Below are 24,583 nucleotides of genomic sequence, written 5' to 3' on the forward strand. Positions count from 1 at the left end.
CGCTATCGGCGCGGGTACCGACGTTGCTATCGCGTCGGCCGGAGTGATCCTCGCCAGCGACGACCCGAGGTCGGTGTTGTCGGTGATCGAACTCTCGCGGGCCTCGTACCGGAAGATGAAGCAAAACCTCTGGTGGGCAGCGGGATACAACCTCATCTCAGTTCCGCTCGCGGCAGGAGTGCTCGCGCCGGTCGGGTTCGTGCTGCCCATGTCGATCGGCGCGATCCTGATGTCGCTGTCGACGATCATCGTCGCCGCGAACGCGCAGCTGCTTCGGCGACTCGACCTCACGCCCGACACCATCACCGGAGCGGTGAACGAGGGGAGTTCCAATTCTCCGTCGCAGCGCACACCGTCACTGTGAGAGCTGATCTCGTACCGGAAACGCAGCCCTGACGACTGCGAAGCGCTGATGGCCGCACCCTCTCCGCCGGAGAGGATGCGGCCATCGTTGTGTATAGCGGACCAGGTCAGCCGAGCAGCCGCTGCATGGTCTCGATTTCCTGCTGCTGGGTGGCGACGATGGTGCGGGCCATCTCCAGGGCGTCAGGGTTGGAACCGTCTGCGATTTCGGTGTTGGCCATCTCGATGGCACCGGTGTGGTGGGCGATCATCATCGTCAACCACTGGCGGTCGAATTCGGGTCCCGACGCTGCCATCAACGCGTCCATGTCCTGAGCGGTCATCATGCCGCTGTCGGAGCTGTGGTCCATCCCGCCCATCTGACTCATGTCAGCCGAGGGCGCGGGCTGGCCCCACTCGGTGAGCCAGGTGGTCATCTGGTCCATCTCGGGCTGCTGTGCGCCGGCGATCGCCGATGCCAGCGACAGCACGTCCGGGTTGTCGGTGCGGCCGTTCGCCATGTCGGCCATCTCGACTGCTTGGGCGTGGTGCGGATACATCATCTGCGCGAACATCACGTCGGCATCGTTGAACTCTGCGGACGCGCTTGCTTGGGCCGAGGACATCGGTGCCGAGGACATCGAGCCCATGGAATGCCCGTCCATCGACGACTCGGTCGAGTCGTTGCTACAGCCGACGACGAGGAACGCGCTGGCGGCGGCAGCAGCGAGTGAAGCCATGACTTTGGTACGCATGTGGAATCTCCTTGCAAGAGTGGACAATCAGGGGTGTGTGACGTGTTTCGGTCCGCCGGTCGACGCGCGTCTACCGGGCTCCCTGTCACACTCGCAAGGTCACCGATCTGTCCAACTCCCACAACGTCCACGGCGGTGCACGTTCGAGCGTGGAATCGGTGCATCCGACGGTCCGGTTGAGTAGCGTCGGTACTGGATCGATGGCTGCGCTCAACGCCGGGACCGTCAGCGCGGGCGACGACACCGTCGTGCCCACACAAGGGTGCATCATTTGGTGGGCCGTCGGGCAGTCGTGCTCCCCGGCCATCACCGGAACCGACATAGTTTCGGACATATGAAGCGGCGTCGCCATCGAGGCACGGCCGCCGTTCAACGACATCGAGCCGGTTACGGACATCGACATCGGTGTCACCGAATGCATCAACAGGACACCGAACACCGTCAGTGCAATTAGCAGACCGGTCACCGAGGCCGTGCCCCGTCGACCACGTCTGACTGCCAATTGCATGCCCTTGACGGTAGCAGAGATACCCCCCAGGGGTAATGGCGAACCAGGGGATCGCCCGCCCTCCGCTGTCGGGCAGAGGCCGAATCTCTGGGAAACGCCGCCCCAGTTAAGGAGCTGTGCACTCGACTTCTGAACCAGTGCAGCTCACTTCTGAATCTGACAATCTGTCAGTTTCAGAAGACGGCTGCACTCATTGCAGGCGTTACGAGGGTGAGTGCACGTGTCTTCTGACATTCTGATGTCAAAAGTGCGGTGCACGGTCGCATGTTCGGCTCTCGGTGACAGGGAGGCTTGTGATGGACCCCGACAAGCTCGACGTCGTGGAGACCGGTGTGCTGACAGCGTCGGGGGAGCGGTGGTCCCAGGCCGAGACCCGTTTCGCTGTCCTGGCTCCCTTGCTGGAGATGCATCCGGTGCGTTCGGAAGCGGTCGACGCTGCAGCGCAGCGCTTGGGACTGTCCAGGCGGCAGGTCTACACGTTGGTCGGCAGGCTCAGGAACGGGACGGGGACGGTCACCGATCTTCTGACGAAGGTCTCGTCGGGTGGGCGTGGCCGCAGCCGAGTATCCGCTGAGGTCGAGGAAGTGATCGCCGACCATCTGACTCGATACTTTCTTCACCGTCAGAAGCTCAGTGTCGCTGCGCTGCATAGACGTATCGCATTGGCCTGTCACCGTGCGGGTCTGCCTGTGCCGGCCAGGAACACCGTCACCGCGCGTATCGCCGGCCTCCATCCGGCGTCGGTGGCCAGGTCACGCGGGGGACCCGATGCCGCCCGGCCGCGTCAGTCCGCCGGCGACGTTCCACCGGCGGTTGCGGGGATTCTCGATCAGGTCCAGATCGACCACACCGTCGTCGATGTGATGATCGTCGACGAGTACGAGCGTCAAACGATAGGTCGCCCCTACTTGACGATCGCCATCGATGTCTTCAGCCGTACCGTCCTCGGGTTCGTCGTCACTCTGGAGGCACCGTCAGCCGTATCTGCTGGGTTGTGCCTGGGCCGGGTGTGCAGCGAGAAGCAGACGTGGCTCGAAGCATGCGAGCTGGCCGAACAGGTGCAATGGCCGATGGCAGGCAAGCCGAAGCGGTTATACCTCGACAATGCCGCCGAGTTCAAAAGCGAAGCGTTACGCCGCGGATGCGCCCAGCACGCGATCACCCTCGAATACCGTCCACCGGGCCGGCCGCATTACGGCGGGATCGTCGAACGCATTCTCGGAACGGCGATGACGGCTGTGCACGAGCTACCCGGGACCACTTTTTCGAACCCCGCGGACCGAGGAAATTACGACTCGGACAAGCACGCCGCGTTGACATTGCGCGAGTTGGAGCGCTGGCTGGTTCTGGCGATAGCCTCGTATCACGCGAGCGTGCATTCAGGGATCGGGAACACTCCGGCCGCCGTGTGGGCCGGCGGTGTCGCCGCAGCTGGTCATGCCCATCGTGTGGTGCTCGGCGAGACCGCGTTCCTGGTGGACTTTCTTCCCGTCATCCGGCGACGTCTGACGCGCACGGGCTTCGTTCTCGATCACGTGCACTACTTCTCGAACGCGCTCAAACCGTGGGTTGCGCGGCGAGAGGAGTTGGGGCGGTTCGTGATAAGACGTGACCCACGCGATCTGAGCAGAATCTGGGTCCTCGAACCAGACGGTGCAGGCTATGTCGAGGTGCCGTACCGGACGATGTCACATCCCGCGGTGACACTGTGGGAGCACAGAGCTGCTATCGCCCGTCTCCGCGAACAAGGTCGGTCGAACGTTGATGAGAGCGCACTGTTTTCGATGATCGAGCAGATGCGTGAGGTCACCGACCGCTCGCAGAAAGCCACCCGCAAAGCCCGGCGCAACCGTGCCCGCCGCACGCATCTCACCGGCGCCGCGTCTGCACCGATCCCGGCGATCCACCCGCCGGTGGAGCCTGAAACGGACGGCGGCACCGCAACGCCGGTCTTCAGCGACATCGAGGAATGGTGAGCCGATGACCGCATCGAAAGGAAGCAGCAACGAACCCACCGAGTCGTCCAGCGAGGATTTGGGGCACCTGCGGGAGTCGGTTCGACCGCTCACCGCACTCGACGACGCGGAGCGGATCCGGTTGATCCGGTCGGAGAGATGGACGGGTATCCGCAGGCCCGTACGGTCATCGACCATCTGGAGACGTTGCTGTCGTGGCCGGACCGACAGCGTATGCCGAACCTACTGTTGCTCGGTCCGACGAACAACGGCAAGTCGATGATCATCGAAAAGTTCCGGCGCACTCATCCGCCGATCAGCTTGTCCGACCGCGAGCAGATACCGGTGTTGTGCATGCAGATGCCCCCGGACCCGTCACCCGGCCGGTTCTACCTCGCACTGCTCACAGCGTTGGGAACACCGACCAGGCCCCGCAATCGGGTCCACGAACTCGAACAGCAAGCATTGATGCTGCTCCGCGCCACCGGCGTGAAGATGTTGATCATCGACGAGCTCCACAATGTTCTCGCCGGCCGCGACAACGTCCGCCGCGAATTCTTGAACGTGCTGCGATTCCTGGGCAACGAACTACGCATTCCTCTTGTCGCTGTCGGAACCCGCGACGCCTACCTCGCCATCCGGACCGATCCCCAGCTGGAGAACCGATTCCACCCCATGACTTTGCCGGTCTGTACCAACACTGCCGACACCAGATCACTGCTGGCCAGCTTCACCACGAGCTTCCCCCTCCGTAAACCCTCGCACCTGACATCACCGGAGATGACCGACTACCTCCTCACTCGCTCCGAGGGCACCATCGGTGAACTGACAACGCTGCTCACTGCCGCAGCAGTGACCGCCGTCGACAGCGGAGAGGAAGCGATCACCTCATCGGTGCTCACGCGCACTCTGTACCTCGGTCCCACCGAGCGGCGCCGCCAGTTCGAGCGCCACCTCGCGTGAACGCGCGGCTCGCACCGATGCCCGGTGATGCGTACGTTCGCCCGTGGCCGCTGCATCCGCAGCCACTGCCAGGTGAGGCCCTCTCGTCCTGGGTGGCCCGGATATGCGAGCTGTATCCGCACATCAAGCCTTCTGACCTGCTTGCAGACCTCGATATCGATTGTGCTGTCGAGGATCTCGACCGCTACACACCGGAGCCGATACTTATCGAGCTGGCCGGTCGCGGCGCAGTCCCGGTAGAGAGGGTGCGGATGATGACGTTGGCGGGGTGGACACCGTGGTTGCTCGACAGCACCGACCCCGCCGACTGCGACTTCGACACCTACGTCCACCAGTTCTCGATCCTGCTACCGGCCGACCTCGCGAGGGAGGATCGACGACGTCGCACACCCACGAGCGAGGCATGGTTGCCGTGGGCGAGCACTCCGCGTAGTCGGGCATGCCCGGCATGTGTCGACAGCCTCGAATCCACTGCTGGTATCAACATGGCTCTGCTGCAGCAATATCCGGTGCTGAGCAGCTGCCTCGACCACCGTTGTCGACTCGAACCCTGCTCTGTTTTCCCTGGTCATGCGATCTTCTGGGATCAGGTCCGGTTCGGTTCGGACGAACGGGTCTCGCCCGTTCCGGTTCCCTCGGCGGTCACGGACCTCGATCGGCGCAGCACCGAGGCCCTGACGACGGGATGGGTGGAACTCGGCCCAGGCCGGGTACATGCCGCAGTCTGGTTCCGACTGCTGCGCACCGTCGTCGACGAAGTGTCCTCACCACTGGTTCGCACCGGACGGTGGGCGACGAGACTCGTTGCGATCTGGAAGGCCGCCGGTCGTTCCCGCCCGCTCCGGACCGCGTGGGTTCCGTTCGAGGACCTGCACTGGGACGAGCAGGCGAAAGTCCTCGAGGCCGCAGCGATCGGCATTGCGATGGTCGAGAGCGGTGAGATCGACGCCGGCGGTGCGCACGCATCTCTGCTGAGCCCACGACCGTATGAGCCGGTCGATCCCGGGACAGCTCCGACGCGCTCGTCTTATCCCGCACCCGAGCGCGATTTATGGGCTGACGCGCACGCTGCGGCCGAGGCCGCCATCGCGGCAGCGCGCGTCGATCCCGCATCCGCCAGTTCGTTGTACAACTTCCTGCGCTGGGGGTGCCGCACCGCAGCGGAGCTGGATGAGACGGTGCAACTGTTCCTCGACCACGGGATCCCGCTGCACCATCCGCCGACATAGCTATCGCCCGATGGAGCGGGGTCGTCCGCGGCGCACACGCGGCGACAGCCGAGAAGCCCGTTTTCGCGCCCGGGTCATAGTCACCAACGTTATCTGTGCGGTGACCGACGAGAATTTTCCTTCCCGCACCATCATCGCGAAAAGGCCTGCTCAGCGTGTTTTCGGCTTGAGAGGTCTGTCGGAGGTGCTCGCTACAGTGCTTGTCATGGCAGATCGGCAGCTCGGTAAGGTCGGGGACGCGGATTCACTCGTCTCGGTGAGTGGTGTGGCAGTGTTCCCGGACCTACCGGTCGAGGTCGCTGCTCGGATAGAACAGTCGATCGCAGCTTCTCGTTCGGCCGGAACACGCCGTGCCTATGCCTCGGCGTGGAGGCGATTCGAGAACTGGTGCATCGTCCTCGGGCACCAGGCTTTGCCGGCGCATCCCGCAACGGTGGCGGCGTACCTCGTCGGCGCTGCCGACACGCTCACCGTCGACGGGACGCGGGCGTATGCGCCGTCGACGTTCGACAAATGGATCGCGGCGGTCACGGACCGCCACCGCGCTACTGGACACGACAACCCGTGCGGGCACGAGATGGTCCGCGCCACCCTCTCGGGTATCCGGCGGGATTACGCGTCTGCGGGGGAGCGGCCCCGCAGGCCCCGTGCCCCGCTCCTCACCGCTGACATCACTACGATCGTCGACCACGCCCGACGCACTGCAGCGGGCTGGGCGTCGGAGGTCCTCGAACGCCGCGACACCGCGCTACTGCTGATGGGCTACACCGGCGCATTCCGCCGCAGCGAACTCGTAGCGCTCGAATGCCGCGATGTCCACCGCGACCGCCTCGACGGTGCGCACGTACGTATCCGGAAGTCGAAGACCGACCAGGACGGCACCGGAACCGTGAAAGCACTCCCGTTCACCGACCGCCACGAGTCATGTCCGGTCTGCGCGTGGGTGCGATGGCTGCAGATCGTCGCAGCGTTCGACACCGGCGGCAGAGTTGCTGTCATCCGAATACTTTCCCGCGCAGTGGAATTCGACTCCCATATCTGCCGCGGCACCCTTCCTGTGGTCGAGAAACGGTCCCCTCTGTTTCGGTCCGTCCGTAAGAACGGCAACCTCTCCGACACAGCCCTGTCCGGAGCCGCGGTGCACGCGGCGATCCGCCGCCGCGCTACTCGAGCTGGATACGGCCCCGTCACCGTCGCTCAGCTCGGCGGGCATTCCCTCCGTTCCGGCTTCGTCACGCAGGCCTTCCGCAACGGAGCTGACGCGCATGCGATCATGCGCCAAACCGGGCACACCACACCCGCAATGGTCGAAACATACGCTCACGAGAATGCGCCACTGGTCGGCAACGCCGTCACCGAGCTCGGCTTATGACCAGGCACCCGACCGAGCCAGTGAGCGGCGACGGGACGACCGGGGTAGATGCTGACCACGACGACCGCCCTTGTCCGATACGTGCATCGGACATCACGAACACGTCGATACCGAGGCGGGATCGGCACACGTGGTCACTGTTCGAGGACTGGTGCACCGCCCATGGCGAACCCCCATTGGCGGCCTCTCCTGAGTCACTTGCTCGGTTCCTGTATGCGCACCCCGCCGCGCCGACGACCCAACGCCGTCGGATCGCGGTGATCGACTCCGCTCATCATCGGCATCTATTACCTCCTCCAGGGCGCGCTGAGACCGTCCGGGCTGCGCTGGATGGGGCCCGCACGTCGCGCCTGCAGGAGGTGGCAGCCGTGATCGGCGGAATCATCGCACGGCTTCCCGAATACGGTTGGCCGTCAGCGTTGTTTGCACGCAGAGACGTACTGATCCTCACGCTCGCTACGACAGGTCTGCCGTACACGCAGATCGCGGCCCTGCGGGCATGCGATGTCACCGCCGATGCGGGTCTCGACGCCCTTCGCGTCGAGACAGGCCGCGGCGTTCATACCCTCACCTCCCTCGCGCTGGCGGGGACGGGCATTTCTCCGCGCACGGTGTACCAGCGCTGGTGTGAGGTGCTCGGCCATCAGGCCCGGTATCCGAGCACCCGAATGCTCGCCGACGCTTTCGATGCCGTGGACGGCACCGGGCTCGGCGGATACGACCGGTATTTCGACCCGGCCGGTCAACATCCGCTGTCGACTGCGATCGACCGGTGGGGCCACACCCCGTTGGCTGCGACCCCGCTGACCGCCCGTGCGGTAGCGGGCATCGTGCGAATGCACTGGGACGGAAGGGCACCCACCCACCTGCAGCCCACTGCGCGGTCACAACATCCGGAGCAGATCGCGGCACCGGATCCAGTACCGCGGGTTCTACTCGACCCCGGCTACTACGAACGCGGAACGCTTGCGCGTAGACACGCCCACGGTCTTCTCGACGACGTGGACTCTGTCCTGGCCGATGTCGAAACCCGCGCGGACAGCCTGTTGGAAGCTCTCGTCGACTTTCTCGAATCGGAGACCGCACGCGTGCCGGCCGACACCGTCGAGTGACTAGTGGTTGGTACTCGGGTTTGCACACACTCTTCTTCTCACGGCAGGGAGGCGGTGACGTCTCAGAAATCTCCGAGATGAAGATCGATCAGGCCGCGAACGAACGAGGCATCGATCTCGACCCCGTTCTGCGGGGTCTACGTCGAATCCGGGTCGTCTGAGAGTCGGGGATTTCGGAAATCTTTCGGAGAGCGTCCGGTCCAGCGTTTGAAGGCGTGAGAGAAGTTGGCGAGGTCGCTGTATCCGAGTTCGGTAGCGATCTCGCTGACCGAAACCGATCGGTCGAGGAGCCGTAGCATCGCGCGTTCGTACAGCAGCGAGTGGCGCACCTTGCTATAGGTGGTTCCTTCTTCGGCAAGCCGCCGTTTCAACGTGCTACTCGACATCGACAATGCTTGTGCAACATCATGGTTGGTTCGCTGTCCGAGGTCCTTTTCCAACTGTTGCCTCACCTTCTCGGCGGATGACATGGACCCACTCCGCTGGGCGAGTGTTCGCTGCAGATCAGTGATAGCGAGACGATATGCGAGGGGGTCCGAGAAGCGACAAGCCTTGTTTAGTGTGTCCTCGGGTACGTGGACGAAGGAAATCGGAGCGTCGAAGAACCGGCGATTCGCCGGACCTTTGTCGTGGCTCACCTCGGTCGGCTCCGGCCAGCTCAGATGGAGTGTCACCGGCGATATGTCACCGGCGAGCATGTCCAGCAGTCGTAGTAACGCCGACCCGCCGTAGGTGATGACCAAGCAGTCCAGTGCGGAATCGCCTGTGTGCGCAGTGAGCCCGACGATCAGACCGTAGTCGCCGGTGTGGAACTGCGATTTCAACGCCGTGGAGATCAATGGTAGGTATGTCAGGAGATCGACGATCTCGGCGACCGAACCAGCGCTGATCAAAGGTGAACTCAGGGGCCCGAACGATGTCAACTGGGCCTGCTCGGCAAACGCAAATCCGAGTCGAGTGGCCTGGGCGATATCGAGTTCGGGATAGACCTCCCGAAACCACCGTATCGGCGCCTGGACGTCATGCTGAATGAGCGTCGCTTCACTGGTTCCTTCGCGGTGCATGATCGCGCGAAGCCGCGCGGCGGCGTCAGGGTCGAGTGCGCGGCGTTCGAGCAGCTGCACGAACGCAAGCGGTGGCACGCCCTCGTCGCTCAGCTTCACGGTGACCCCTTTGACCCGAATTCACAAGTTTATGACTCCACCGAACATAGCCGTCACCCGCGTTTGCGACGACACTTTCGTCAATCACGCCGGAAAACGAGGAGTTGACATGGCAGCTGTAATTTTCGTCGCCCACGATGGTGAGAAGCACGAGGCGGCTCTGGTCGAAGGTCGCTCGCTGATGCAGATTGCAACCGACAATGCTGTGCCGGGGATCGATGGAGACTGTGGGGGCGAAACGGCCTGTGGCACCTGCCATGTGATCGTCGACCCGCAGTGGTCAGGAGAGGTGGGTCTGTCCGGCGCCGACGAGGAGGAGATGCTGGCGATGAACCCCGAGCGTGAACCCACGTCTCGGTTGTCGTGCCAGATGGTGGCCTCGGAAGCGTGGGATGGCCTGATCGTTCGAACACCTGAATTCCAATTGTGATGTGCGAAAGGCAGGCACGACAGCATGAAAGTTTCTGAGTCGATCGCCGACAAGGTCCAGTCGACCATCCCGATAGGGCTGCAGATCCAGGGCGCTCATTTGTACGACAAGACCCGACGGTGGGTGACTGGCACGAATGGCAAGAAGATCTTCGTCGAAAGTCCCATTCCACCGGTCGAGGATGTCGAGCTCGCCGACATCGACCTCAGTAACCCCTTTCTTTACAGACAAGGGCGGTGGCAGTCGTACTTCGAGCGCGTGCGGAACGAGGCACCGGTTCATTACCAACCCAATAGTCCGTTCGGCCCGTTCTGGTCGGTCACGCGCCATGCCGATATCGTGGCCGTCGACAAGAATCACGCTGTGTTCTCGGCCGAACCGTTCATCGTCATCGGCGTTCCGCCCCGGTTTCTCGATATCGAGATGTTCATCGCGATGGACCCGCCACGCCACGACAAGCAGCGCGCTGCCGTCCAGGGGGTTGTCGCACCGAAGAACCTCCGGGAGATGGAGGGACTGATCCGATCGCGGGTACGGGAGGTATTGGACGACCTCCCCTTGAACGAGCCGTTCGACTGGGTGCAGAATGTCTCGATCGAGTTGACAGCTCGGATGCTCGCAACTCTTCTGGATTTCCCCTACGAACAACGCCGCAAACTCGTCTACTGGTCCGATTTGGCAACCTCGATGGAGCAAGCCAACGGTGGGCCCTCGGACAACGACGAGGTGTTCGAGGGCATGCGTGACATGGCGCGTGGCCTCAGCGCTCTCTGGCATGACAAAGCAGCCAGGAGGTCTGCAGGGGAAGAGTCCGGTTTCGATCTGATCACCATGTTGCAGAGCAACGAGGACACCAAGGATCTGATCGATCGTCCGATGGAATTTCTGGGCAACCTCGTCCTGCTGATCGTCGGTGGGAACGACACGACGCGTAACTCGATGAGCGGTGGCGTTCTTGCGTTGAACCAATTCCCCGACCAGTTCGAGAAATTGAAGGCCAATCCCGATTTGATCCCCAACATGAACTCGGAAATCATCCGATGGCAAACACCCTTGGCGTACATGCGCCGAATCGCCAAAGCCGACACCGTTCTGAACGGACAATTCATCCGCAAGGGTGACAAATTGGTGATGTGGTATGCCTCGGGTAACCGCGACGAACGCGTTTTCGAGAATCCTGATGATTTCATCATCGATCGTGCCAATGCGCGCAATCACATCGCGTTCGGATTCGGTGTGCACCGGTGTATGGGCAATCGGCTGGCCGAAATGCAGCTGCGGATTCTGTGGGAGGAGTTGCTTCCCCGCTTCGAGAACATCGAGGTCGTCGGCGACCCCGAGTATGTTCAGTCGAATTTCGTGCGGGGCATCAGCAAGATGATGGTGCGCCTGACGCCTACTTCCAGCGTATGACATCGCAACGGGCGATCATCGTCGGCGCAAGCCATGCTGGGGCACAACTGGCAGCTAGTTTGCGCCAAGAAGGTTGGACAGGCGACATCGTCCTCATCGGTAACGAGTCTGCCGCTCCCTATCAACGCCCCCCGCTGTCGAAGGCATATCTGGCGGGCAAATGCGTACTCGACGATATCGCCATTCGCAGCACGGACTTCTACTCCAAGCAAGGTATTCAGCTCCTGAACGCGCAGGTGGAGGCCATCGTTCGGTCGGAAGGCAACGTCGTTCTCGACACCGGGGAGAAGCTGGCCTACGACAAGCTCGCGCTGTGCACGGGAGCCCGCCCTCGTCGGCTCACCGTTCCCGGGGCCGATCTCCACGGGGTCTACTACCTGCGCACCGCAGCGGACGTCGAGAGGATACGTATGGCCACCGGCCCTGGCCGGCGGGTGGTGATCGTCGGAGGCGGCTACATCGGACTCGAGACAGCGGCATCGCTGCGCGCACTGGGCGTGCAGGTCACAGTTCTCGAGGCAACTGGGCGTGTGCTCGAGCGGGTCACTGCTCCCGAGGTTTCGACGTTCTTCGAGCGGATACATCGCGAGCAGGGAGTCGACATCAGAACGAACGCGATGGTTCAGGGCCTGTCCGGTGACCGTGAGGTTCGTGAAGTCAGTTTGGCCAGCGGGGAATCGATCCTCGCAGATCTGGTCATCGTCGGTGTCGGCGTCGAGCCGAACACCGACCTCGCCGCCGATGCGGGTCTTGTCATCGACAACGGCATCGTGATCGACGATCACACTCGGACCAACGACCCCGACATCATGGCGGCGGGGGACTGCGCGAGCCACGACATGGCCCGTTACGGCCGTCGACTACGGTTGGAGTCCGTCTCGAGCGCAGGAGAGCAGGCCAAAGTCGCTGCGTCGACCGCCTGCGGGAAGTCCAGAAAAATCGAAGCGTTGCCGTGGTTCTGGTCGGATCAGTATCACTTCAAGCTGCAGATCGCCGGCCTCAACACTGGATACGACGAAGTGGTTCTCAGTGGTGACCCCACCCGCGACAGTGATTTCAGTTGCTTCTATCTCCAGGCCGGTGAGCTCATTGCCGCCGACTGCATAGGTCGCCCGCGCGAGTTCATGTACAGCAAACGGGTGATCGCCCAGCGACTCCCCGTCCAACGCGAAGACCTGATGCTCGGCGCACTCGCGCGCAACTGACCGATCCTTCGGTCGTTGTGCACACAACAGCAACCGGTTTGCTCAGAGAAGGGAACATCGGCGATGACCATGACAGACCGCCCGCCCGGGGCACATACTACGCAGCCACCACACGCGTACCTGGGAGCAACGGACTTCCTCGACATCGAGCACGAATCCGTGCGGGCGTTCACCGCCGCGGTAATCGGGGATGCGAGCAGCGACCGTGACAAGGCCAGACGCCTCTTCGCCGCCGTCCGCGACCGGATCTGGTACGACCCGTACACCGTGTCGGACGATCCGGCCCACTATCGGGCGAGCTTCGTCCTCGAGGCCGGGCGCGCTTATTGCGTCCCGAAGGCGGTGCTGTTGACCGCAGTGTGCCGGGCGGCGGGTATCCCGGCACTGCTCGGCTTCGCCGACGTCCGAAATCACCTGCAGACCGAGACGTTGCGCGCGCTGATGGGCGGCACCGATCTGTTCGTCTACCACGGCTACAGTCGCCTCTACATCGAGGGCCGGTGGTTGAAGGCCACGCCGGCATTCAATGTCGAGTTGTGCGCTCGTTTCGGCGTGCCGCCAGTGGAATTCGACGGCGATCGCGATGCTCTCATGCATGCCTTCACCGCAGACGGAGCTCAGCACATGGAGTATGTCCGCGAGCGAGGAGTCTTCGACGACCTACCCTTGAACGCGATCTTGACGGTGCTTCGGCACGCCTACGGCCCCACGATCTTCACGGGCGCTCACCCACTCGATGATGTTTTCACCGGCCGCACCCGGCCGGACGAAACTCCCGGGGATCGAAACTCGCCGCGGGAGTCTCGATGAACACAAGCGGTGAGAACATACGCGCCGAACCCCGTATCGCGGCCGACTGCCGATCGGTCGGAGCTCTCTCCGCGAACAATCGCGATCGTGAACACTCGGACCGCCTCGGACACCTTCGAATCGGGTGAGCCGATACCTGCTGGCAGAGCTGTGCCACATGACTGTCTCGTCGGCGCGGCCGTGGTAAGGCCGACACCGGAAGTTGCACCGAACAGACGAGACCCGTTCTGCCGCTGGGGTTGCGGCTGCGGGCGATGAACGACCGATCCGAACGCCTCCCCGGGCACGAGACGACGCGCGATACCCATATCCCTCTCCCGTGTGCGCAGCCGCTACCGCGAGAGCGGGCCGACAGGCGTCTACCGATGTCTCTCATCTATGCAAGGAGCGCAGCATGACGAACAACGCACCTCACACCCCCGCCAGGACCGTGGCGATCACAGGTGGAGCTCGCGGCATCGGCTATCAGACAGCGAAGGAGTTGATTCGACGAGGCCACCGGGTCGCCATCGGCGACATCGACGAGGCACGTGCGAAGGAGGCCGCCGCCGAACTCGGGGTGAAGGTCGTCACCCGACTCGACGTCACCGAACCTGACTCGTTCACAACGTTTCTGGACCTGGTCGAACGTGAACTCGGACCCCTCGACATCCTGATCAACAACGCGGGCATCATGCCTACCGGCCACGCCCACGAAGAGGACGATGCAGTAACCCGGCGTCAAGTCGAGATCAACGTCCTGGGTGTCATCTTCGGGACCAAACTGGCTCTTCAGCGCATGCTGCCGCGCCGCACCGGACACATCATCAACACTGCGTCATTGGCCGGCGAGCTCGCGGTACCTGGTTTGGCGACCTACTGCGCTACCAAGTTCGCAGTCATCGGATTCACAGAGGCCGCACGACTGGAGTACCGCAAGTCAGGGGTTCGACTGTCCACAGTCCGCCCGACGTTCACCAACACCGAACTCGTCGCCGGAACCGCCGGCGCAAAGGGATTACGCAACGCCGAGCCGGAGGAGATCGCCCGCGCGACAGCAGATCTGATCGAGAATCCACGCCCCTTCGTCCGCGTCACCCGTCTCGCAGGCGCAATGGTCGCGGCGGTGAAATTCGTCCCCCGGCGGCTGGCGACCGGACTGGGTGCGGCCCTGAACACAGATTCGGTGTTCCTCGCGGACGTCGACATGGCTGCTCGCCGAACGTATCTCGACAGAATCCGGAACAGCTGAGCGTGCCGACACGCGCGCTCGACCAGCAACCCGAAAGGCAGTCACAGTGACCCCCACGACTCTGATCGAGAACTATCCCCACCGGATGGGAGGGCACTGCGGGTCGGGTGCAATGCGAGACCTTCTCCAGTGGCACGGTCTGGGATGGGACGGACCACCCGACGAGGGGTTGGTGTTCGCACTGGGTGGTGATCTGGGTTTGTCCTACCTGCGATCGGACGACCTGGTCCCACCGATGTACCTGGTCGGCCGCGGTGCCGACTTCGAGATCGACTTACCGCGCAGGCTCGGCGGACAAGTCGAGGTTCTCACGACCGACGATCCCGGTGAGGGATGGTCATGGGTTCGCGACGACATCGATGCGGGAAGACCCAGTCTGGTCTGGGCCGATATCGCTGAGCTGCCCTACTTACGGGTGAAACTGCAGATGAGTCGCCACGACATCGTGGTGATCGGCTACGACGAGATCGGGGGGACTGCCTCGGTCGTCGACAACGATCGGGCCGACGTGCAGAAGATCCCGCTCGACGCGCTGGCTCGGGCGCGATCTTCCACCTCGTTCCCGCAACCGACACGTCACTGCACGTACCGAATCACGTGGCCGCAGACACTGCCGCCCGTGTCGACTGCCGCGGCCGCGGCCTTCGCCCGATCCGCCGCCAGCATGCACGCCCCATCGACACCGGGAATAGCCGACCACATACCAGCAGCCGGTGCCGACGGTTTGGCCGCGGTCGACCAGCTGGCAACCGACGTCAAGAGCTGGGTCGACCTTCCGCCCGATGACCTCGAGACGCTGCTGTTCAGTCTCGGTATCTTCATCGAAAAGGCCGGAACCGGAGGCGGGCTCTTTCGTCGGCTTCTCGCCGACGGCTGTACCGAGATTGCACGTCTGACCGGTGATCCCGCTACCGCAGACCTCGCGGTGGCCGCCGATCACTGCGCCCAGGCCTGGACCGAAACTGCCCGCGCCGGAACACAACGCGGTCTCGATGTACGAACACGCGCAGCTGCGGTGGCCGTGTCGGCTGCCAGACTGTCGGAACTCGAGCTGATCCTGGTGGAGTCCCTGGAGTCTGCTTCACGCTCGCTGTCCGCCATCACGAGATGATGCCCACCGTCGTTCGATGGCGCGCGGTACACGGGGCGCATCGCACTGTGCTGCAGCTGTCGTCGCCGACACCGTACGCCCTGGCGACCTCACTGATCGGCTTGGAAGAGTCGATGACCTCTCGGCACAGTTCGTCTTTGAACTCGGTGCTGAAAGATCGACGCGATCTGCTCATGCTTGTAGATCCCTATTCCAAGCGGGTCTAGTGTCCGAATCCCTGGGCCGATCAGATCACGACGCCAGCCACTGGGCTGCGGGGTGGATGACCCTCATCTGCAACCTCGCCGACGTTTTCAACGCGCGGTTCACTTCTGACATAGTGCAGTTTATCTATCGAAACTAACAGCGGTGCAGGCCGAGCGCACGATGACGCGACAGACTCGGCACAATTTTTTTTCACGACAGAGAGGTCCGACCATGAAAAGAGTTCCGGACGAGGTCAGCGGGTCGGCCGGCCCGGCTGTCGAGAACTGGGCGCGCTCGTTCTGGAGCACGAGTTTCGACTCGCCTGATCTACCGCCCCACCACCCCGACTGTCTTGGTTGTGGGCCGCAGAACCCGCACGGCCACGCCCTGTCGGTCCAGCGTGACGAGAACGGCGTGGTGGCTCACCATGTGTTCGATCAACGTCATGTCGGGGCACCCGGGATAGCACACGGAGGCGCGGTGGCGACCGTTCTCGACGATCTGTTCGGCTTCCTGCTCTACACAGTGGGTGAGCTCGCCGTGACGCGGCGTCTCGAGCTCGACTACCTGGCGCCGGTTCTGCTCGGCACTCCATACGTATTGCGTGCTGCCGTTCGGTCTCGTGATGGGCGCAAACTGGATCTCACGGCCACGATGGACGATGCGCAGGGCCGCTCGGTAGCCACCGCTACTGCCCTGTTCGTGGTGGTCGAGGTCGAACACTTCATGCAGTCCCAAGCCCGAGCCCAACTCCGGGCCACGGACACGAATCACACCGAAGAATAGACACCCTGGCCGACCTTCACCGACGTCCATCACCCGCGGTGGCTGTCGTACGGCTGCGTCTACCTGGCGCAAAGACGGCGAGGACGAGTGCCCCAGCGGCGGTCAGCGCCGCCAACGACAGTGTCGCCTGACCACTTCCGTGTACGAATGCGGCGCTGGCGAACTCGGCCAGCGGCTGACCAGCTGGTCCTGCGCGGTCGGCGACCTGTAACGCGGCGGCCAGAGAATCGGCCACCGGACCACGGGCAGGCTCGGGTAGCTGGGGCAGAGCCGGCTGAATGTGCTGAACGTAACCGGCCGCGAGCACGCTACCGGCTACCGCAATCCCAATCGCGGCACCGATTTCGCGAGCTGCGTCGTTGACCGCGGCAGCCACCCCGTGCTTGGCCTCAGGAGTGTCCGAGACGATGGCGAAAGTCGCAGGGGCGGTACACAACCCCAAACCCGCACTCATGATGAGCAAGGGCCACAGCAGGTCAGGGTAAGTCGCCGCGACGGTCAGTCTGCTCACCATCACCAGTCCCGCCGCGATGGTGAGCAGACCTACAGTGGTCATCACCCGCAGCCCAACAATGTTCGACAGCCAGGGTGCAATCACCGAGATCACGATGAGCGGCACGACCATAGGGGTCAACGCCAACGCGGCGGTGAGCGGTCCATAACCGAGAATCAACTGCAGATACTGCACCAACAGCAAGAACACCCCGAAGGTCACCAGAAATTGGATACAGACAGACAGCGCGCCGGCACCGAAACCACGGCGGGCGAACAACCGGACATCGAGTAGGGGTGCCGAGGAACGTAGTTCTACGACGACGAACACCGCAACCGCAAACAAGCCCACCGCAGTGCTGATGGCGACGAGCGAATCCGACCAGCCACGGGCCGGAACCTCGATCACAGCGAAGACGATCGCCCCGACCGCGACAACTACGGTCACCGCGCCCACCCAATCGACCGGTGGATGCTCCTGCTGGCGGGACTCCGCGATACTGCATGCCAACCCGGCCAGAACCGCTCCGGCGACGGTCAACCCGACGAACACCGAGGTCCACGACCACTGCTCGAGCAGCACACCAGCCCCGAGGATGCCCAGGACCGCCCCGGATCCAGCAACCCCGGCCCACACACCTACAGCGCGGCCGCGATGCGCCGGTGGAAATCCCGCGGTCAGTATCGACAGCGTCGAGGGCATGACCAGCGCCGCACCCGCCCCAGCCAACGCGCGAGCAGCGATCAGCCACGCCGGGTCGGCGAGAAACAAGGGCAATGCCGACGCGAAAGCGAACAACGCCAACCCCGCCACGAGCACCCCCCGGCGACCGTACCGGTCACCGATCGCACCGGCAGGCAGAACGAAGCACGCCAAAACCAACGTATAACCGTCGACTATCCAGGTCAGTTGGGCTTGCGTCGCCCCTGTCGCGACCGCGATCTGGGGCAACGCTGAATACAATGCTGCCATTGCGGCCACCACCAACGCGACTGCCATGCACGACACAATCAACATCCACCACTGGGCACCGCTCCATCGAGCGACGCTGGCAGAGTCGGATCTACGTTCGTTCAACGGCCAGCCTCCCAGTTCGAGACTGATCGTCTCGGTTCGAGACTATTAGTATCACAACTCTGCGGGTGTGACAGAATGATCAATCGAGGACATGTCTTGTCAGTCAAATGGAGCGGAGCCCGTTCATGGTCGACCCTCTCGTTGCAACCGAGGGCTCGGCCGACCCCCGGCTGGCGCGCTCACGTAACCGGTTACTCGAAGCGGCCGGTCAGCTGCTGTCCACCGGCGGTGTGGAGGCGGTCACCGTGGAGGCGGTCACCCGCATGTCGAAGGTTGCACGTGCCACTCTGTACCGACATTTCGGAAGTACCACTGACCTGCTCGCTGCAACCTTCGAGCGACTATTACCCCCAGTCGACACCGATATCGATACCGGTCCGCTACGTGAACGTCTGATTTCGTTGCTCACCACCCAAGCCGACCTCATCGACCAAGCTCCGGTGCAGATGACCACGCTGGCCTGGCTGGCAATGGGGCCCGTCAACAGCGGCGACGCCAGCCGGCGCGATCTCGATCCTGGCGCGGTGGTCTCGCTTCGGGCCCGTGTCATAGAGCAATACCGCAGGTCCCTGGATCAGATCCTGACGGCGCCTGACGCTCGCGCTGTGCTCGGCGAGATCGACACCACCTTCGCCCTCATTCAGCTCCTCGGACCGATAGTGTTCGCTCGCCTCACAGGACTGCGCCACATCCACGCCGACGACTGCATCCAAATCGTCGACAACTTTCTCGCCGCCCATGCCGCAAGTGTCCGATCGAGCACTTCGCGCGACAACAGCCGTCCATGGCCGGCCGCGGCGCTAGACCCGCAGCTCACCGACGGCCAGTAAAACTTGATGGGAAATTTCACCATCAATGCGCTATCCAGTCAGGGATCGCAGCGCTCACTGGATAAGGCCGGACGTGTGCTCGAGAACTCGGAGTTGCACTGCAGTGCACTTCTGACATCGTGCAGCCGTCTTCTGAAACTGACAGACAGCACTGCGTCGGCGCGGACCTCGACGACTGCCAACACAAGTGCGCGCTTTCCGGCGAAGTGCTGGTAGAGCTGTGACTTCGAGGTTTCGCTCGCGGCCCGGACGTCGGCCAGGGTCGTGGAAGCAACACCGCGCTCGTACATCAACTGATCGGCCGCATCGACGATTCGTGCCTTCGTTGCGGCACCGCGCGTGGTCAAGCGGCGCGGGCGAGAGCCGCTAACGCTGTCGGTCATCTCCCCAGGCTAACTACACCGGTGTCGAGATCAGGGCTTCGCGGCCGGGCCGGGCCGAAAGATGGCCCGCGCCCGACCGGACGACCGCTACGCTCCCGCGCCCGACGAACTCCGATCAGGCAGCACCCAACCATCGCGGGGGAAGTGGCAGGTGTAGCCGTTCGGATATTTCTGCAGGTAATCCTGATGCTCGGGCTCAGCCTCCCAGAAAGGGCCGATCGGCTCGATCGTGGTGACCGCCTTACCTGGCCACAAACCCGACGCGTCCACATCGGCGATCGTGTCGCGGGCGATCCGCTCCTGTTCCGGTGTGACGGGGAAGATCGCGGACCGGTAGCTGGTGCCGCGGTCGCCTCGCTGTCGGTTCAGCGTGGTGGGATCGTGGATCTGGAAGAAGAGCGCCAGGATGTCGCGATAGGTCGTCTCTGAGGGGGCGAACACGATCTCGATGGCTTCGGCGTGGCCCGGGTGGTTGCGATACGTCGGATGCTCGTTATGTCCGCCGGTGTATCCGACGCGGGTCCCGAGTACCCCGGGATGACGGCGGATCAGGTCCTGCATCCCCCAGAAGCACCCGCCGGCCAGGACGGCCGTTTCCGCTGTCGCGCCGCTCGTGATCGTCTCGGTGTTGTTGATCTCGTTGGTCATGAGGCCGCTCCGTTCGAGGAATTTTGGTCGGTGTCGAACAACGTGGCGAAGTCGCCGTACCCTTCTTCGACCAGCCTGGAAGCGGGTACGAAGCGCATTGCGGCCGAGTTCATGCAGTACCTCTGGCCGCCGGGTTTCGGTCCGTCAGGGAACACGTGCCCGAGGTGGCTGTCGGCACCTGCCGAGCGCACCTCTGTGCGGCTCATCCCGTATGTCCGATCCACCTCGGTCGTAACGGCGGCGGCGTCGATGGGGGCGGTGAAACTGGGCCATCCTGTGCCGCTGTCGTATTTGGCGGTGGACGAGAACAGCGGCTGACCCGAGACGATGTCGACGTAGATGCCCGGTTCGTGGTGGTCCCAGTACTCGTTGCGGAACGCCGGCTCGGTCCCGCCCTGCTGCGTCACCCGAAGTTGCATGTCGTTGAGGCGGCTGACCGACTCAGGAGTCTTGCGGTAGTCGTTCGTCATCACGTGGGCTCCTCCTTGCGAATGGCGCGGCGGCCGCGCCATCGTATCGTTTAACGGACCTATGGGTCCAGATATTCCTGGCTATCTGCCGTAAGCTCCAGGCTGGATCGAAAGTGAGAAACCCGTTGGAAAAGCAATATTCGCCGCGAAAGTCCTAGGTTTTCCGATATATTCCAGTCACAAAACTGGACCCCAAAGTCCATATTTGGGTACTTAAACAGGAAGGGGACCGTGAGCTGCGCGAGGACCCGCGCCGAGGGCGTTCGCCGAGGAGCTCAACCGTTCCCCGACACGGCTGTCGGAGCACGACTCCAGACTTCCGGTCCAACTCGACGCTCGGTGATATGAAACAGTTTTCGGTTCCGTTCGCGTAGGCCGCGGTAGTGAATGCCCGAGGAAAGGTGCAGTCGTGGGAGTTATCAACAGTGGTTTCGGAAATCAGCGAAGGTCCACCGACGCTCGACTGCCCCCCGGGCAGACCCTCGCCCACGACTGGCCGGTGCTCTCGATAGAACCGACGCCGGCAATCGACGAGAGCCAATGGAGCTTTACGATCACGACCGAGGACAAAGTCGCACACCGGTGGAACTGGCATGAGCTGCAGAAGGTGGGCGTCGAGAACATCGTCACCGATATTCACTGCGTCACTCACTGGACCAAGCTGGACATGGCCTGGCGGGGTGTTTCGTTGGACCTGTTGTTCGACGATGTCGAGACCAGCTGCGACTACGTGATGGTTCATAGCTCCGGCGGTTACACCACGAACCTGCCGCTCGAAGATCTCCTCGATGGGCAGGCCTGGATAGCCACCGAGGCGGAAGGAGAACCACTCACACCCGAACATGGCGGTCCGGCCCGACTCCTGGTGCCCCACCTCTACTTCTGGAAGAGCGCGAAGTGGGTTCTCGGAATGGAGATGTTGCCCTCGGACGAACCGGGGTTCTGGGAACAGAACGGCTACCACCTTCGGGGCGACCCATGGCGGGAAGAGCGCTACTCGTGACAACCTCGAGCGGCGTCCAGTGGCATCTCGGGCGGGTGATCAGTCGGCGTTTCGAGAATCCATCGGCCGTGCGCCTCGAATTGGATGTGCCGACGTGGCCCGGTAACGACGCCGGAGCTCATGTGGATGTCCGGCTCACGGCACCGGACGGATACCAGGCGTCTCGGTCCTACTCTCTTGCGTCCTCGGGTGAGTCAACTCGCGTGGTTCTGATGGTCCAGGAACTGCCCACGGGCGAGGTGTCACCGTTTCTCGTACGTCACCTCGCGGAGGGTGAGGATGTCGAGGTGCAAGGACCTCTCGGACGCTTTTTCGTCTGGTCCCGCTCCGATACCGACCGCTCTCCTATCCAGCTCATCGCGGGCGGATCCGGAGTCGTGCCGTTGTTCGCGATTGCGTCCGCACGCGAACGCGAGGCGGACAGCTCCGACTGTCGGTTGTTGTACTCGGTCCGCAGTCCGCGAGACGAGATGTTCGCCGACGAGCTCGTAGGGTTGACACGAACTACCGTCGACATCGTGCACACCCGACAGTCCGCACCTGGATTCCAGGAGGGCGGGCGGTTGACCCGGAATACGATCGCCGAGCGGACGTTCGCCGCATCACGGTCTCCGCGCGTATTCGTTTGCGGGCCATCGCCGTTCGTGGAAGCCGTCACCGGGTGGCTTGTCGACCTCGGCCACGATGCAGCGCGGATCCGTACCGAACGATTCGGCGGCAGTTCGTGACTCGAGTCGATGCAAACAGGCACGTCGCCGGGTCGTCGGTATCGGCCTCCTGCCTCAGTTCACCGGAGCGCTGCATTCGCTGCAGACCGTCGGAGAAGTGGCGCTGCCACGCGTCGAAGCCGTCGGCCAGATCCTGCCGGGCCGTCTCCGGAGGGACCGGCGGCTCGTTGGCCATTGATCCGGAAGGGCAACTGTCCGTCTCCTATTTGCAGTCATCACCTTCACAAGTGCGTTCAGGCTCGACCGAAGCATGTAAGGCTCGATCTCGTTCCCATTGTTCGAGGGCGGTGGTGACCGCGGAACCGATCGAGTGCAGGTCGGCCTCGGTGTTCTGTGAAATCACGAAGGTCTCGATGTCTCGCGCGCGGTCACGATCGGACTCGCGGCGTTGAGAAAGCAGGATCAGCGGTCCTTGCAAGGCAGCAATGATCGCCAGAACCGTTCCCAGATAGTCGAGCATGGCTGACGACTCCGGATCGAAGATCGGCCGGATGGCGTTGATCACGAACCACGCAAAGATGGACAGCAACATGATCAGCAGGAAGGGCCAGGATCCGGCGACGCCGGCCACCCACGCCGCAGCCTTGTCTCCGGGGCTGGACCGCGACTCCCTGAACATGCTGAGTTGGTGCCCGCAGTGCGGACACGCGAACATCTCTCGGCCGACGGCATGACCGGAGTGCCCGGACATCTCGTGGCCGTGAATACCGGCAGTCTCAGCGGGGGTGACGGTTTCCGGTGACCGTCGGCCTGTTTCCTCTGGCCGCTCATCGCTCATCGTTGCAGTCCTTCCGGTGCGCTCTCGTCCGCAGTGAACGACTCTTCGACTGCCTGCACGCGGAAGCTACTGTGCCAGCTTTTTGTGGACCGTCAAGTCCAAATTCTGTTATGTTCGGCTTCGTGGCACCAAGTTTCTGTACTGTCTGCATCGCCTCGAAGATCTGCGGGCCGGAAGCCGGTAGGTCACTGCGCGGCGGCGTAACCTCATGACATTGCCCAGCGACCCTTGCCCGCGATCGCACGGTTGCCGCACTGAGCCGGGCAGGAAGCTGGCCTTCGATTCGACCTGTTAGGACGACATGAAGAACCCGGCTACGCCACCTTTTCCTGAGCCTCGACCAGTTGCGGATAGGGGCCCCGACGCCTTGAACGCCCAGATCCTCGGCGTCGAGCACTGGAGCCTTCTCGCCGCTCGGGGGGCACTCTGGCAGGAAATCTTCAGTCGCACGGGAACGTTCCTGGCGATTGTCTCGGCATCCGTCGTTGCCCTTTCGTTGATGGTCCAGGCAACTGGATTCGGGCAGAATTTCAGAGTCATTGCCTCGCTCGTTCTACCGCTGGTTTTGTTAGTTGGGTTGTCGACGTACACGAGGTTGCTAGAAGCTGACCTCGAAGATCTTTGGTTAGTCATTGGTATGAACCGTCTGCGGCACGCGTACCTAGATCTGTTGCCTGGCCTCGAGCCGTACTTCGTCACCGGGTATCACGATGATTGGGCCAGTCTCCTCCAGACATACGGTTTCGGACGGCGCATCGGAGTCCTTCATCTGTTCGGCGGATCCGCCGTCATCGTCGGAGTCGTGAACTCCATGATCAGTGGCGTGATTGCAGTGGTGATTGCGACCATTTGTGGTGCCGCGGATTGGCTGCAGATCGTCACCGGTGTCATGGTCGCCGTCTTTGTTGCGTTTATTCTCATCTCGACATTTGTGAAGAGGCTGCGCCGATTCCGGCGGGAGTTTGTTCCCAGGTTCCCCAAGCCCGCGGCTGACTGATCGGTGAACTTCACCTCGTTTCGTCTGCTGGCATTCAAGCGGGGGTCTGCAGGAGCGGGGCCCGCAAATGACGGCGTATCCGTAGTTGCGAAGGAAGGAAGGCTCGAACATGACAACGCTCGGTGGTGTGCAAGTACAGCCTGTCGATCGACGGTCAGGCCGGATACACCGTCGAGTTCGCGCGGTGATCCTGAAGTAATGATCAGTGTGCAGCGTTGAATGCGTCTTCGATAGCAGCGGGAATGCGGCCGCGATCGCTGATCTCGTAACCGTTGTCTGCGGCCCACTGCCGGACAGCTCTGGTCTGAGCCGGATTACGTGTGGCCCCGCTGTTCGAGGGTGCAGCAGATGGAGCCGTGGAGGTGGGGGAGTGCCGACGCTTACGCCCGCCGACGCGGGTCGCGTGCTCGATGTAGTAGCCGATCTTGCGGTGAAACTCGCTGGCGTTCTTTGCCTTCAGGTCTACGAGGTAGTCGACGCCGTTGACGGAGAATTCGATTGTCTCGCCTGATTCGTCGTCGATGACCGAGCCGTCGATATCGTCGACCAATTGGGTGAATATTTTTTTCGCCACGGTTCTATGCGGCCTCTCTCGAATGGAAACA

At 62.9% G+C, this 24,583-nt stretch carries 27 protein-coding genes and 2 pseudogenes; 18 read left to right on the forward strand and 11 right to left on the reverse strand.

The window, feature by feature from the left end:
* Window positions 1–364 (forward strand): annotated as a pseudogene (locus tag CH266_RS00440) (heavy metal translocating P-type ATPase); the annotation flags it as partial.
* A gap of 106 nt (window positions 365–470) precedes the next feature.
* Here CH266_RS00440 and CH266_RS00445 read toward each other — a convergent pair.
* Both CH266_RS00445 and CH266_RS00450 read right to left on the reverse strand, forming a co-directional pair.
* Window positions 471–1,097, reverse strand: a complete 627-nt coding sequence (locus tag CH266_RS00445) for a DUF305 domain-containing protein (RefSeq protein WP_094689017.1) — start codon at window positions 1,095–1,097, stop codon at window positions 471–473.
* Window positions 1,098–1,182: 85 nt separating this feature from the next.
* On the reverse strand, window positions 1,183–1,605 hold the full coding sequence (locus CH266_RS00450; RefSeq protein WP_032370903.1) for a hypothetical protein: 423 nt from the start codon (window positions 1,603–1,605) through the stop codon (window positions 1,183–1,185).
* Window positions 1,606–1,901: 296 nt separating this feature from the next.
* Here CH266_RS00450 and CH266_RS00455 point away from each other — a divergent pair, with 296 nt between their 5' ends.
* From CH266_RS00455 to CH266_RS00475, 5 genes are all read left to right on the forward strand, one after another.
* The gene (locus tag CH266_RS00455) at window positions 1,902–3,581 is read left to right on the forward strand and encodes a Mu transposase C-terminal domain-containing protein (RefSeq protein ID WP_032386874.1); all 1,680 of its coding nucleotides are present in this window, start codon (window positions 1,902–1,904) and stop codon (window positions 3,579–3,581) included.
* 138 nt (window positions 3,582–3,719) lie between these two features.
* Window positions 3,720–4,523 (forward strand): TniB family NTP-binding protein, encoded by an 804-nt coding sequence (locus CH266_RS00460; RefSeq protein ID WP_255122989.1) that lies wholly within the window; start codon window positions 3,720–3,722, stop codon window positions 4,521–4,523.
* Window positions 4,520–5,752 (forward strand): TniQ family protein, encoded by a 1,233-nt coding sequence (locus CH266_RS00465; RefSeq protein WP_176456963.1) that lies wholly within the window; start codon window positions 4,520–4,522, stop codon window positions 5,750–5,752. The genes CH266_RS00460 and CH266_RS00465 overlap by 4 nt, the downstream gene beginning before the upstream one ends.
* A gap of 205 nt (window positions 5,753–5,957) precedes the next feature.
* Complete coding sequence (locus CH266_RS00470; RefSeq protein WP_094689016.1) at window positions 5,958–7,124, forward strand: site-specific integrase; 1,167 nt, start codon at window positions 5,958–5,960, stop codon at window positions 7,122–7,124.
* A gap of 368 nt (window positions 7,125–7,492) precedes the next feature.
* On the forward strand, window positions 7,493–8,236 hold the full coding sequence (locus CH266_RS00475; RefSeq protein ID WP_255175797.1) for a recombinase: 744 nt from the start codon (window positions 7,493–7,495) through the stop codon (window positions 8,234–8,236).
* Between the two features lie 137 nt (window positions 8,237–8,373).
* On the opposite strand, the gene CH266_RS00480 is transcribed toward CH266_RS00475, so the two are convergent.
* A complete protein-coding gene (locus CH266_RS00480) occupies window positions 8,374–9,399 on the reverse strand; it encodes a helix-turn-helix domain-containing protein (protein WP_094689015.1) in 1,026 nt (341 codons plus the stop codon).
* Window positions 9,400–9,508: 109 nt separating this feature from the next.
* Here CH266_RS00480 and CH266_RS00485 point away from each other — a divergent pair, with 109 nt between their 5' ends.
* The 6 genes from CH266_RS00485 to CH266_RS00510 all read left to right on the forward strand — a co-directional run bounded on the left by CH266_RS00485 (window position 9,509) and on the right by CH266_RS00510 (window position 15,599).
* Window positions 9,509–9,829: a 2Fe-2S iron-sulfur cluster-binding protein gene (locus CH266_RS00485; protein WP_024793405.1), complete on the forward strand. Its 321-nt coding sequence runs from the start codon at window positions 9,509–9,511 to the stop codon at window positions 9,827–9,829.
* Window positions 9,830–9,853: 24 nt separating this feature from the next.
* Complete coding sequence (locus CH266_RS00490) at window positions 9,854–11,242, forward strand: cytochrome P450 (RefSeq protein WP_032370839.1); 1,389 nt, start codon at window positions 9,854–9,856, stop codon at window positions 11,240–11,242.
* Window positions 11,239–12,447, forward strand: a complete 1,209-nt coding sequence (locus CH266_RS00495) for an NAD(P)/FAD-dependent oxidoreductase (RefSeq protein ID WP_094689014.1) — start codon at window positions 11,239–11,241, stop codon at window positions 12,445–12,447. Before CH266_RS00490 ends, CH266_RS00495 begins: the two co-directional genes overlap by 4 nt.
* Before the next feature lie 69 nt (window positions 12,448–12,516).
* Complete coding sequence (locus CH266_RS00500; protein WP_094689069.1) at window positions 12,517–13,257, forward strand: transglutaminase-like domain-containing protein; 741 nt, start codon at window positions 12,517–12,519, stop codon at window positions 13,255–13,257.
* Between the two features lie 394 nt (window positions 13,258–13,651).
* Window positions 13,652–14,488: an SDR family oxidoreductase gene (locus CH266_RS00505; RefSeq protein WP_027498262.1), complete on the forward strand. Its 837-nt coding sequence runs from the start codon at window positions 13,652–13,654 to the stop codon at window positions 14,486–14,488.
* Window positions 14,489–14,534: 46 nt separating this feature from the next.
* Complete coding sequence (locus CH266_RS00510) at window positions 14,535–15,599, forward strand: BtrH N-terminal domain-containing protein (RefSeq protein WP_032382558.1); 1,065 nt, start codon at window positions 14,535–14,537, stop codon at window positions 15,597–15,599.
* Window positions 15,600–15,654: 55 nt separating this feature from the next.
* On the opposite strand, the pseudogene CH266_RS25685 reads toward CH266_RS00510, so the two are convergent.
* Window positions 15,655–15,774: pseudogene (locus tag CH266_RS25685) on the reverse strand (transposase); the annotation flags it as partial.
* Between the two features lie 242 nt (window positions 15,775–16,016).
* Here CH266_RS25685 and CH266_RS00520 point away from each other — a divergent pair.
* Window positions 16,017–16,571, forward strand: coding sequence for a PaaI family thioesterase (locus tag CH266_RS00520; RefSeq protein WP_032364186.1), 555 nt, complete (start codon window positions 16,017–16,019; stop codon window positions 16,569–16,571).
* A 16-nt stretch (window positions 16,572–16,587) separates the two neighbouring features.
* Here CH266_RS00520 and CH266_RS00525 read toward each other — a convergent pair whose 3' ends face one another.
* Window positions 16,588–18,063: an MFS transporter gene (locus CH266_RS00525; protein ID WP_373455169.1), complete on the reverse strand. Its 1,476-nt coding sequence runs from the start codon at window positions 18,061–18,063 to the stop codon at window positions 16,588–16,590.
* Window positions 18,064–18,266: 203 nt separating this feature from the next.
* Here CH266_RS00525 and CH266_RS00530 point away from each other — a divergent pair, with 203 nt between their 5' ends.
* The gene (locus tag CH266_RS00530) at window positions 18,267–18,971 is read left to right on the forward strand and encodes a TetR/AcrR family transcriptional regulator (RefSeq protein ID WP_032364248.1); all 705 of its coding nucleotides are present in this window, start codon (window positions 18,267–18,269) and stop codon (window positions 18,969–18,971) included.
* A 38-nt stretch (window positions 18,972–19,009) separates the two neighbouring features.
* Here the strand turns inward: CH266_RS00530 and CH266_RS00535 are convergent, their stop codons facing one another.
* The 3 genes from CH266_RS00535 to msrB form a co-directional block, all read right to left on the reverse strand.
* Complete coding sequence (locus CH266_RS00535) at window positions 19,010–19,354, reverse strand: TetR/AcrR family transcriptional regulator (RefSeq protein ID WP_170949169.1); 345 nt, start codon at window positions 19,352–19,354, stop codon at window positions 19,010–19,012.
* Between the two features lie 87 nt (window positions 19,355–19,441).
* Window positions 19,442–20,002, reverse strand: coding sequence for a peptide-methionine (S)-S-oxide reductase MsrA (msrA, locus tag CH266_RS00540; protein WP_032385464.1), 561 nt, complete (start codon window positions 20,000–20,002; stop codon window positions 19,442–19,444).
* Complete coding sequence (gene msrB, locus CH266_RS00545; RefSeq protein ID WP_032385463.1) at window positions 19,999–20,472, reverse strand: peptide-methionine (R)-S-oxide reductase MsrB; 474 nt, start codon at window positions 20,470–20,472, stop codon at window positions 19,999–20,001. Before msrB ends, msrA begins: the two co-directional genes overlap by 4 nt.
* A gap of 409 nt (window positions 20,473–20,881) precedes the next feature.
* On the opposite strand from msrB, the gene CH266_RS00550 reads away from it, so the two are divergent.
* Together CH266_RS00550 and CH266_RS00555 are read left to right on the forward strand one after the other, a co-directional pair.
* On the forward strand, window positions 20,882–21,475 hold the full coding sequence (locus tag CH266_RS00550) for a molybdopterin-dependent oxidoreductase (protein ID WP_032385462.1): 594 nt from the start codon (window positions 20,882–20,884) through the stop codon (window positions 21,473–21,475).
* Window positions 21,472–22,203: an FAD-binding oxidoreductase gene (locus CH266_RS00555; RefSeq protein WP_170949168.1), complete on the forward strand. Its 732-nt coding sequence runs from the start codon at window positions 21,472–21,474 to the stop codon at window positions 22,201–22,203. The genes CH266_RS00550 and CH266_RS00555 overlap by 4 nt, the downstream gene beginning before the upstream one ends.
* Here CH266_RS00555 and CH266_RS26090 read toward each other — a convergent pair.
* Both CH266_RS26090 and CH266_RS25250 read right to left on the reverse strand, forming a co-directional pair.
* Window positions 22,130–22,378 carry a hypothetical protein gene (locus tag CH266_RS26090; protein WP_371828738.1) on the reverse strand — a complete coding sequence of 83 codons (249 nt, stop codon included), beginning with the start codon at window positions 22,376–22,378 and terminating at the stop codon, window positions 22,130–22,132. The genes CH266_RS00555 and CH266_RS26090 overlap by 74 nt on opposite strands.
* Window positions 22,379–22,405: 27 nt before the next feature.
* Window positions 22,406–22,735, reverse strand: coding sequence for a DUF1003 domain-containing protein (locus tag CH266_RS25250; protein WP_176456964.1), 330 nt, complete (start codon window positions 22,733–22,735; stop codon window positions 22,406–22,408).
* Between CH266_RS25250 and CH266_RS25255 the strand changes: the two genes are divergently transcribed.
* Together CH266_RS25255 and CH266_RS00570 are read left to right on the forward strand one after the other, a co-directional pair.
* Window positions 22,734–22,877, forward strand: a complete 144-nt coding sequence (locus CH266_RS25255; protein ID WP_176456965.1) for a hypothetical protein — start codon at window positions 22,734–22,736, stop codon at window positions 22,875–22,877. The genes CH266_RS25250 and CH266_RS25255 overlap by 2 nt on opposite strands.
* Before the next feature lie 471 nt (window positions 22,878–23,348).
* On the forward strand, window positions 23,349–23,978 hold the full coding sequence (locus CH266_RS00570; protein WP_052056700.1) for a hypothetical protein: 630 nt from the start codon (window positions 23,349–23,351) through the stop codon (window positions 23,976–23,978).
* Window positions 23,979–24,180: 202 nt separating this feature from the next.
* On the opposite strand, the gene CH266_RS00575 is transcribed toward CH266_RS00570, so the two are convergent.
* Entirely contained in the window at window positions 24,181–24,552 is a 372-nt protein-coding gene (locus CH266_RS00575) for a histone-like nucleoid-structuring protein Lsr2 (protein ID WP_032385460.1), read from the reverse strand.
* Window positions 24,553–24,583 lie beyond the last annotated feature (31 nt).

Origin of the sequence: Rhodococcus sp. 06-1474-1B (assembly GCF_002258885.1) — a bacterium.
GTDB classification, from domain to species: Bacteria; Actinomycetota; Actinomycetes; order Mycobacteriales; family Mycobacteriaceae; genus Rhodococcoides; species Rhodococcoides fascians.

Coding starts and splice junctions, on each gene's coding strand:
- CH266_RS00445 (WP_094689017.1), bottom strand. CDS start 1,097: ATGCGTACCAAAGTCATGGCTTCACTCGCTGCTGCCGCCGCCAGCGCG.
- CH266_RS00450 (WP_032370903.1), bottom strand. CDS start 1,605: ATGCAATTGGCAGTCAGACGTGGTCGACGGGGCACGGCCTCGGTGACC.
- CH266_RS00455 (WP_032386874.1), top strand. CDS start 1,902: ATGGACCCCGACAAGCTCGACGTCGTGGAGACCGGTGTGCTGACAGCG.
- CH266_RS00460 (WP_255122989.1), top strand. CDS start 3,720: ATGGACGGGTATCCGCAGGCCCGTACGGTCATCGACCATCTGGAGACG.
- CH266_RS00470 (WP_094689016.1), top strand. CDS start 5,958: ATGGCAGATCGGCAGCTCGGTAAGGTCGGGGACGCGGATTCACTCGTC.
- CH266_RS00485 (WP_024793405.1), top strand. CDS start 9,509: ATGGCAGCTGTAATTTTCGTCGCCCACGATGGTGAGAAGCACGAGGCG.
- CH266_RS00490 (WP_032370839.1), top strand. CDS start 9,854: ATGAAAGTTTCTGAGTCGATCGCCGACAAGGTCCAGTCGACCATCCCG.
- CH266_RS00495 (WP_094689014.1), top strand. CDS start 11,239: ATGACATCGCAACGGGCGATCATCGTCGGCGCAAGCCATGCTGGGGCA.
- CH266_RS00500 (WP_094689069.1), top strand. CDS start 12,517: ATGACAGACCGCCCGCCCGGGGCACATACTACGCAGCCACCACACGCG.
- CH266_RS00505 (WP_027498262.1), top strand. CDS start 13,652: ATGACGAACAACGCACCTCACACCCCCGCCAGGACCGTGGCGATCACA.
- CH266_RS00520 (WP_032364186.1), top strand. CDS start 16,017: ATGAAAAGAGTTCCGGACGAGGTCAGCGGGTCGGCCGGCCCGGCTGTC.
- CH266_RS00525 (WP_373455169.1), bottom strand. CDS start 18,063: ATGGCAGTCGCGTTGGTGGTGGCCGCAATGGCAGCATTGTATTCAGCG.
- CH266_RS00530 (WP_032364248.1), top strand. CDS start 18,267: ATGGTCGACCCTCTCGTTGCAACCGAGGGCTCGGCCGACCCCCGGCTG.
- CH266_RS00535 (WP_170949169.1), bottom strand. CDS start 19,354: ATGACCGACAGCGTTAGCGGCTCTCGCCCGCGCCGCTTGACCACGCGC.
- msrA (WP_032385464.1), bottom strand. CDS start 20,002: ATGACCAACGAGATCAACAACACCGAGACGATCACGAGCGGCGCGACA.
- msrB (WP_032385463.1), bottom strand. CDS start 20,472: ATGACGAACGACTACCGCAAGACTCCTGAGTCGGTCAGCCGCCTCAAC.
- CH266_RS26090 (WP_371828738.1), bottom strand. CDS start 22,378: ATGGCCAACGAGCCGCCGGTCCCTCCGGAGACGGCCCGGCAGGATCTG.
- CH266_RS25255 (WP_176456965.1), top strand. CDS start 22,734: ATGATCAGCAGGAAGGGCCAGGATCCGGCGACGCCGGCCACCCACGCC.
- CH266_RS25250 (WP_176456964.1), bottom strand. CDS start 22,735: ATGTTGCTGTCCATCTTTGCGTGGTTCGTGATCAACGCCATCCGGCCG.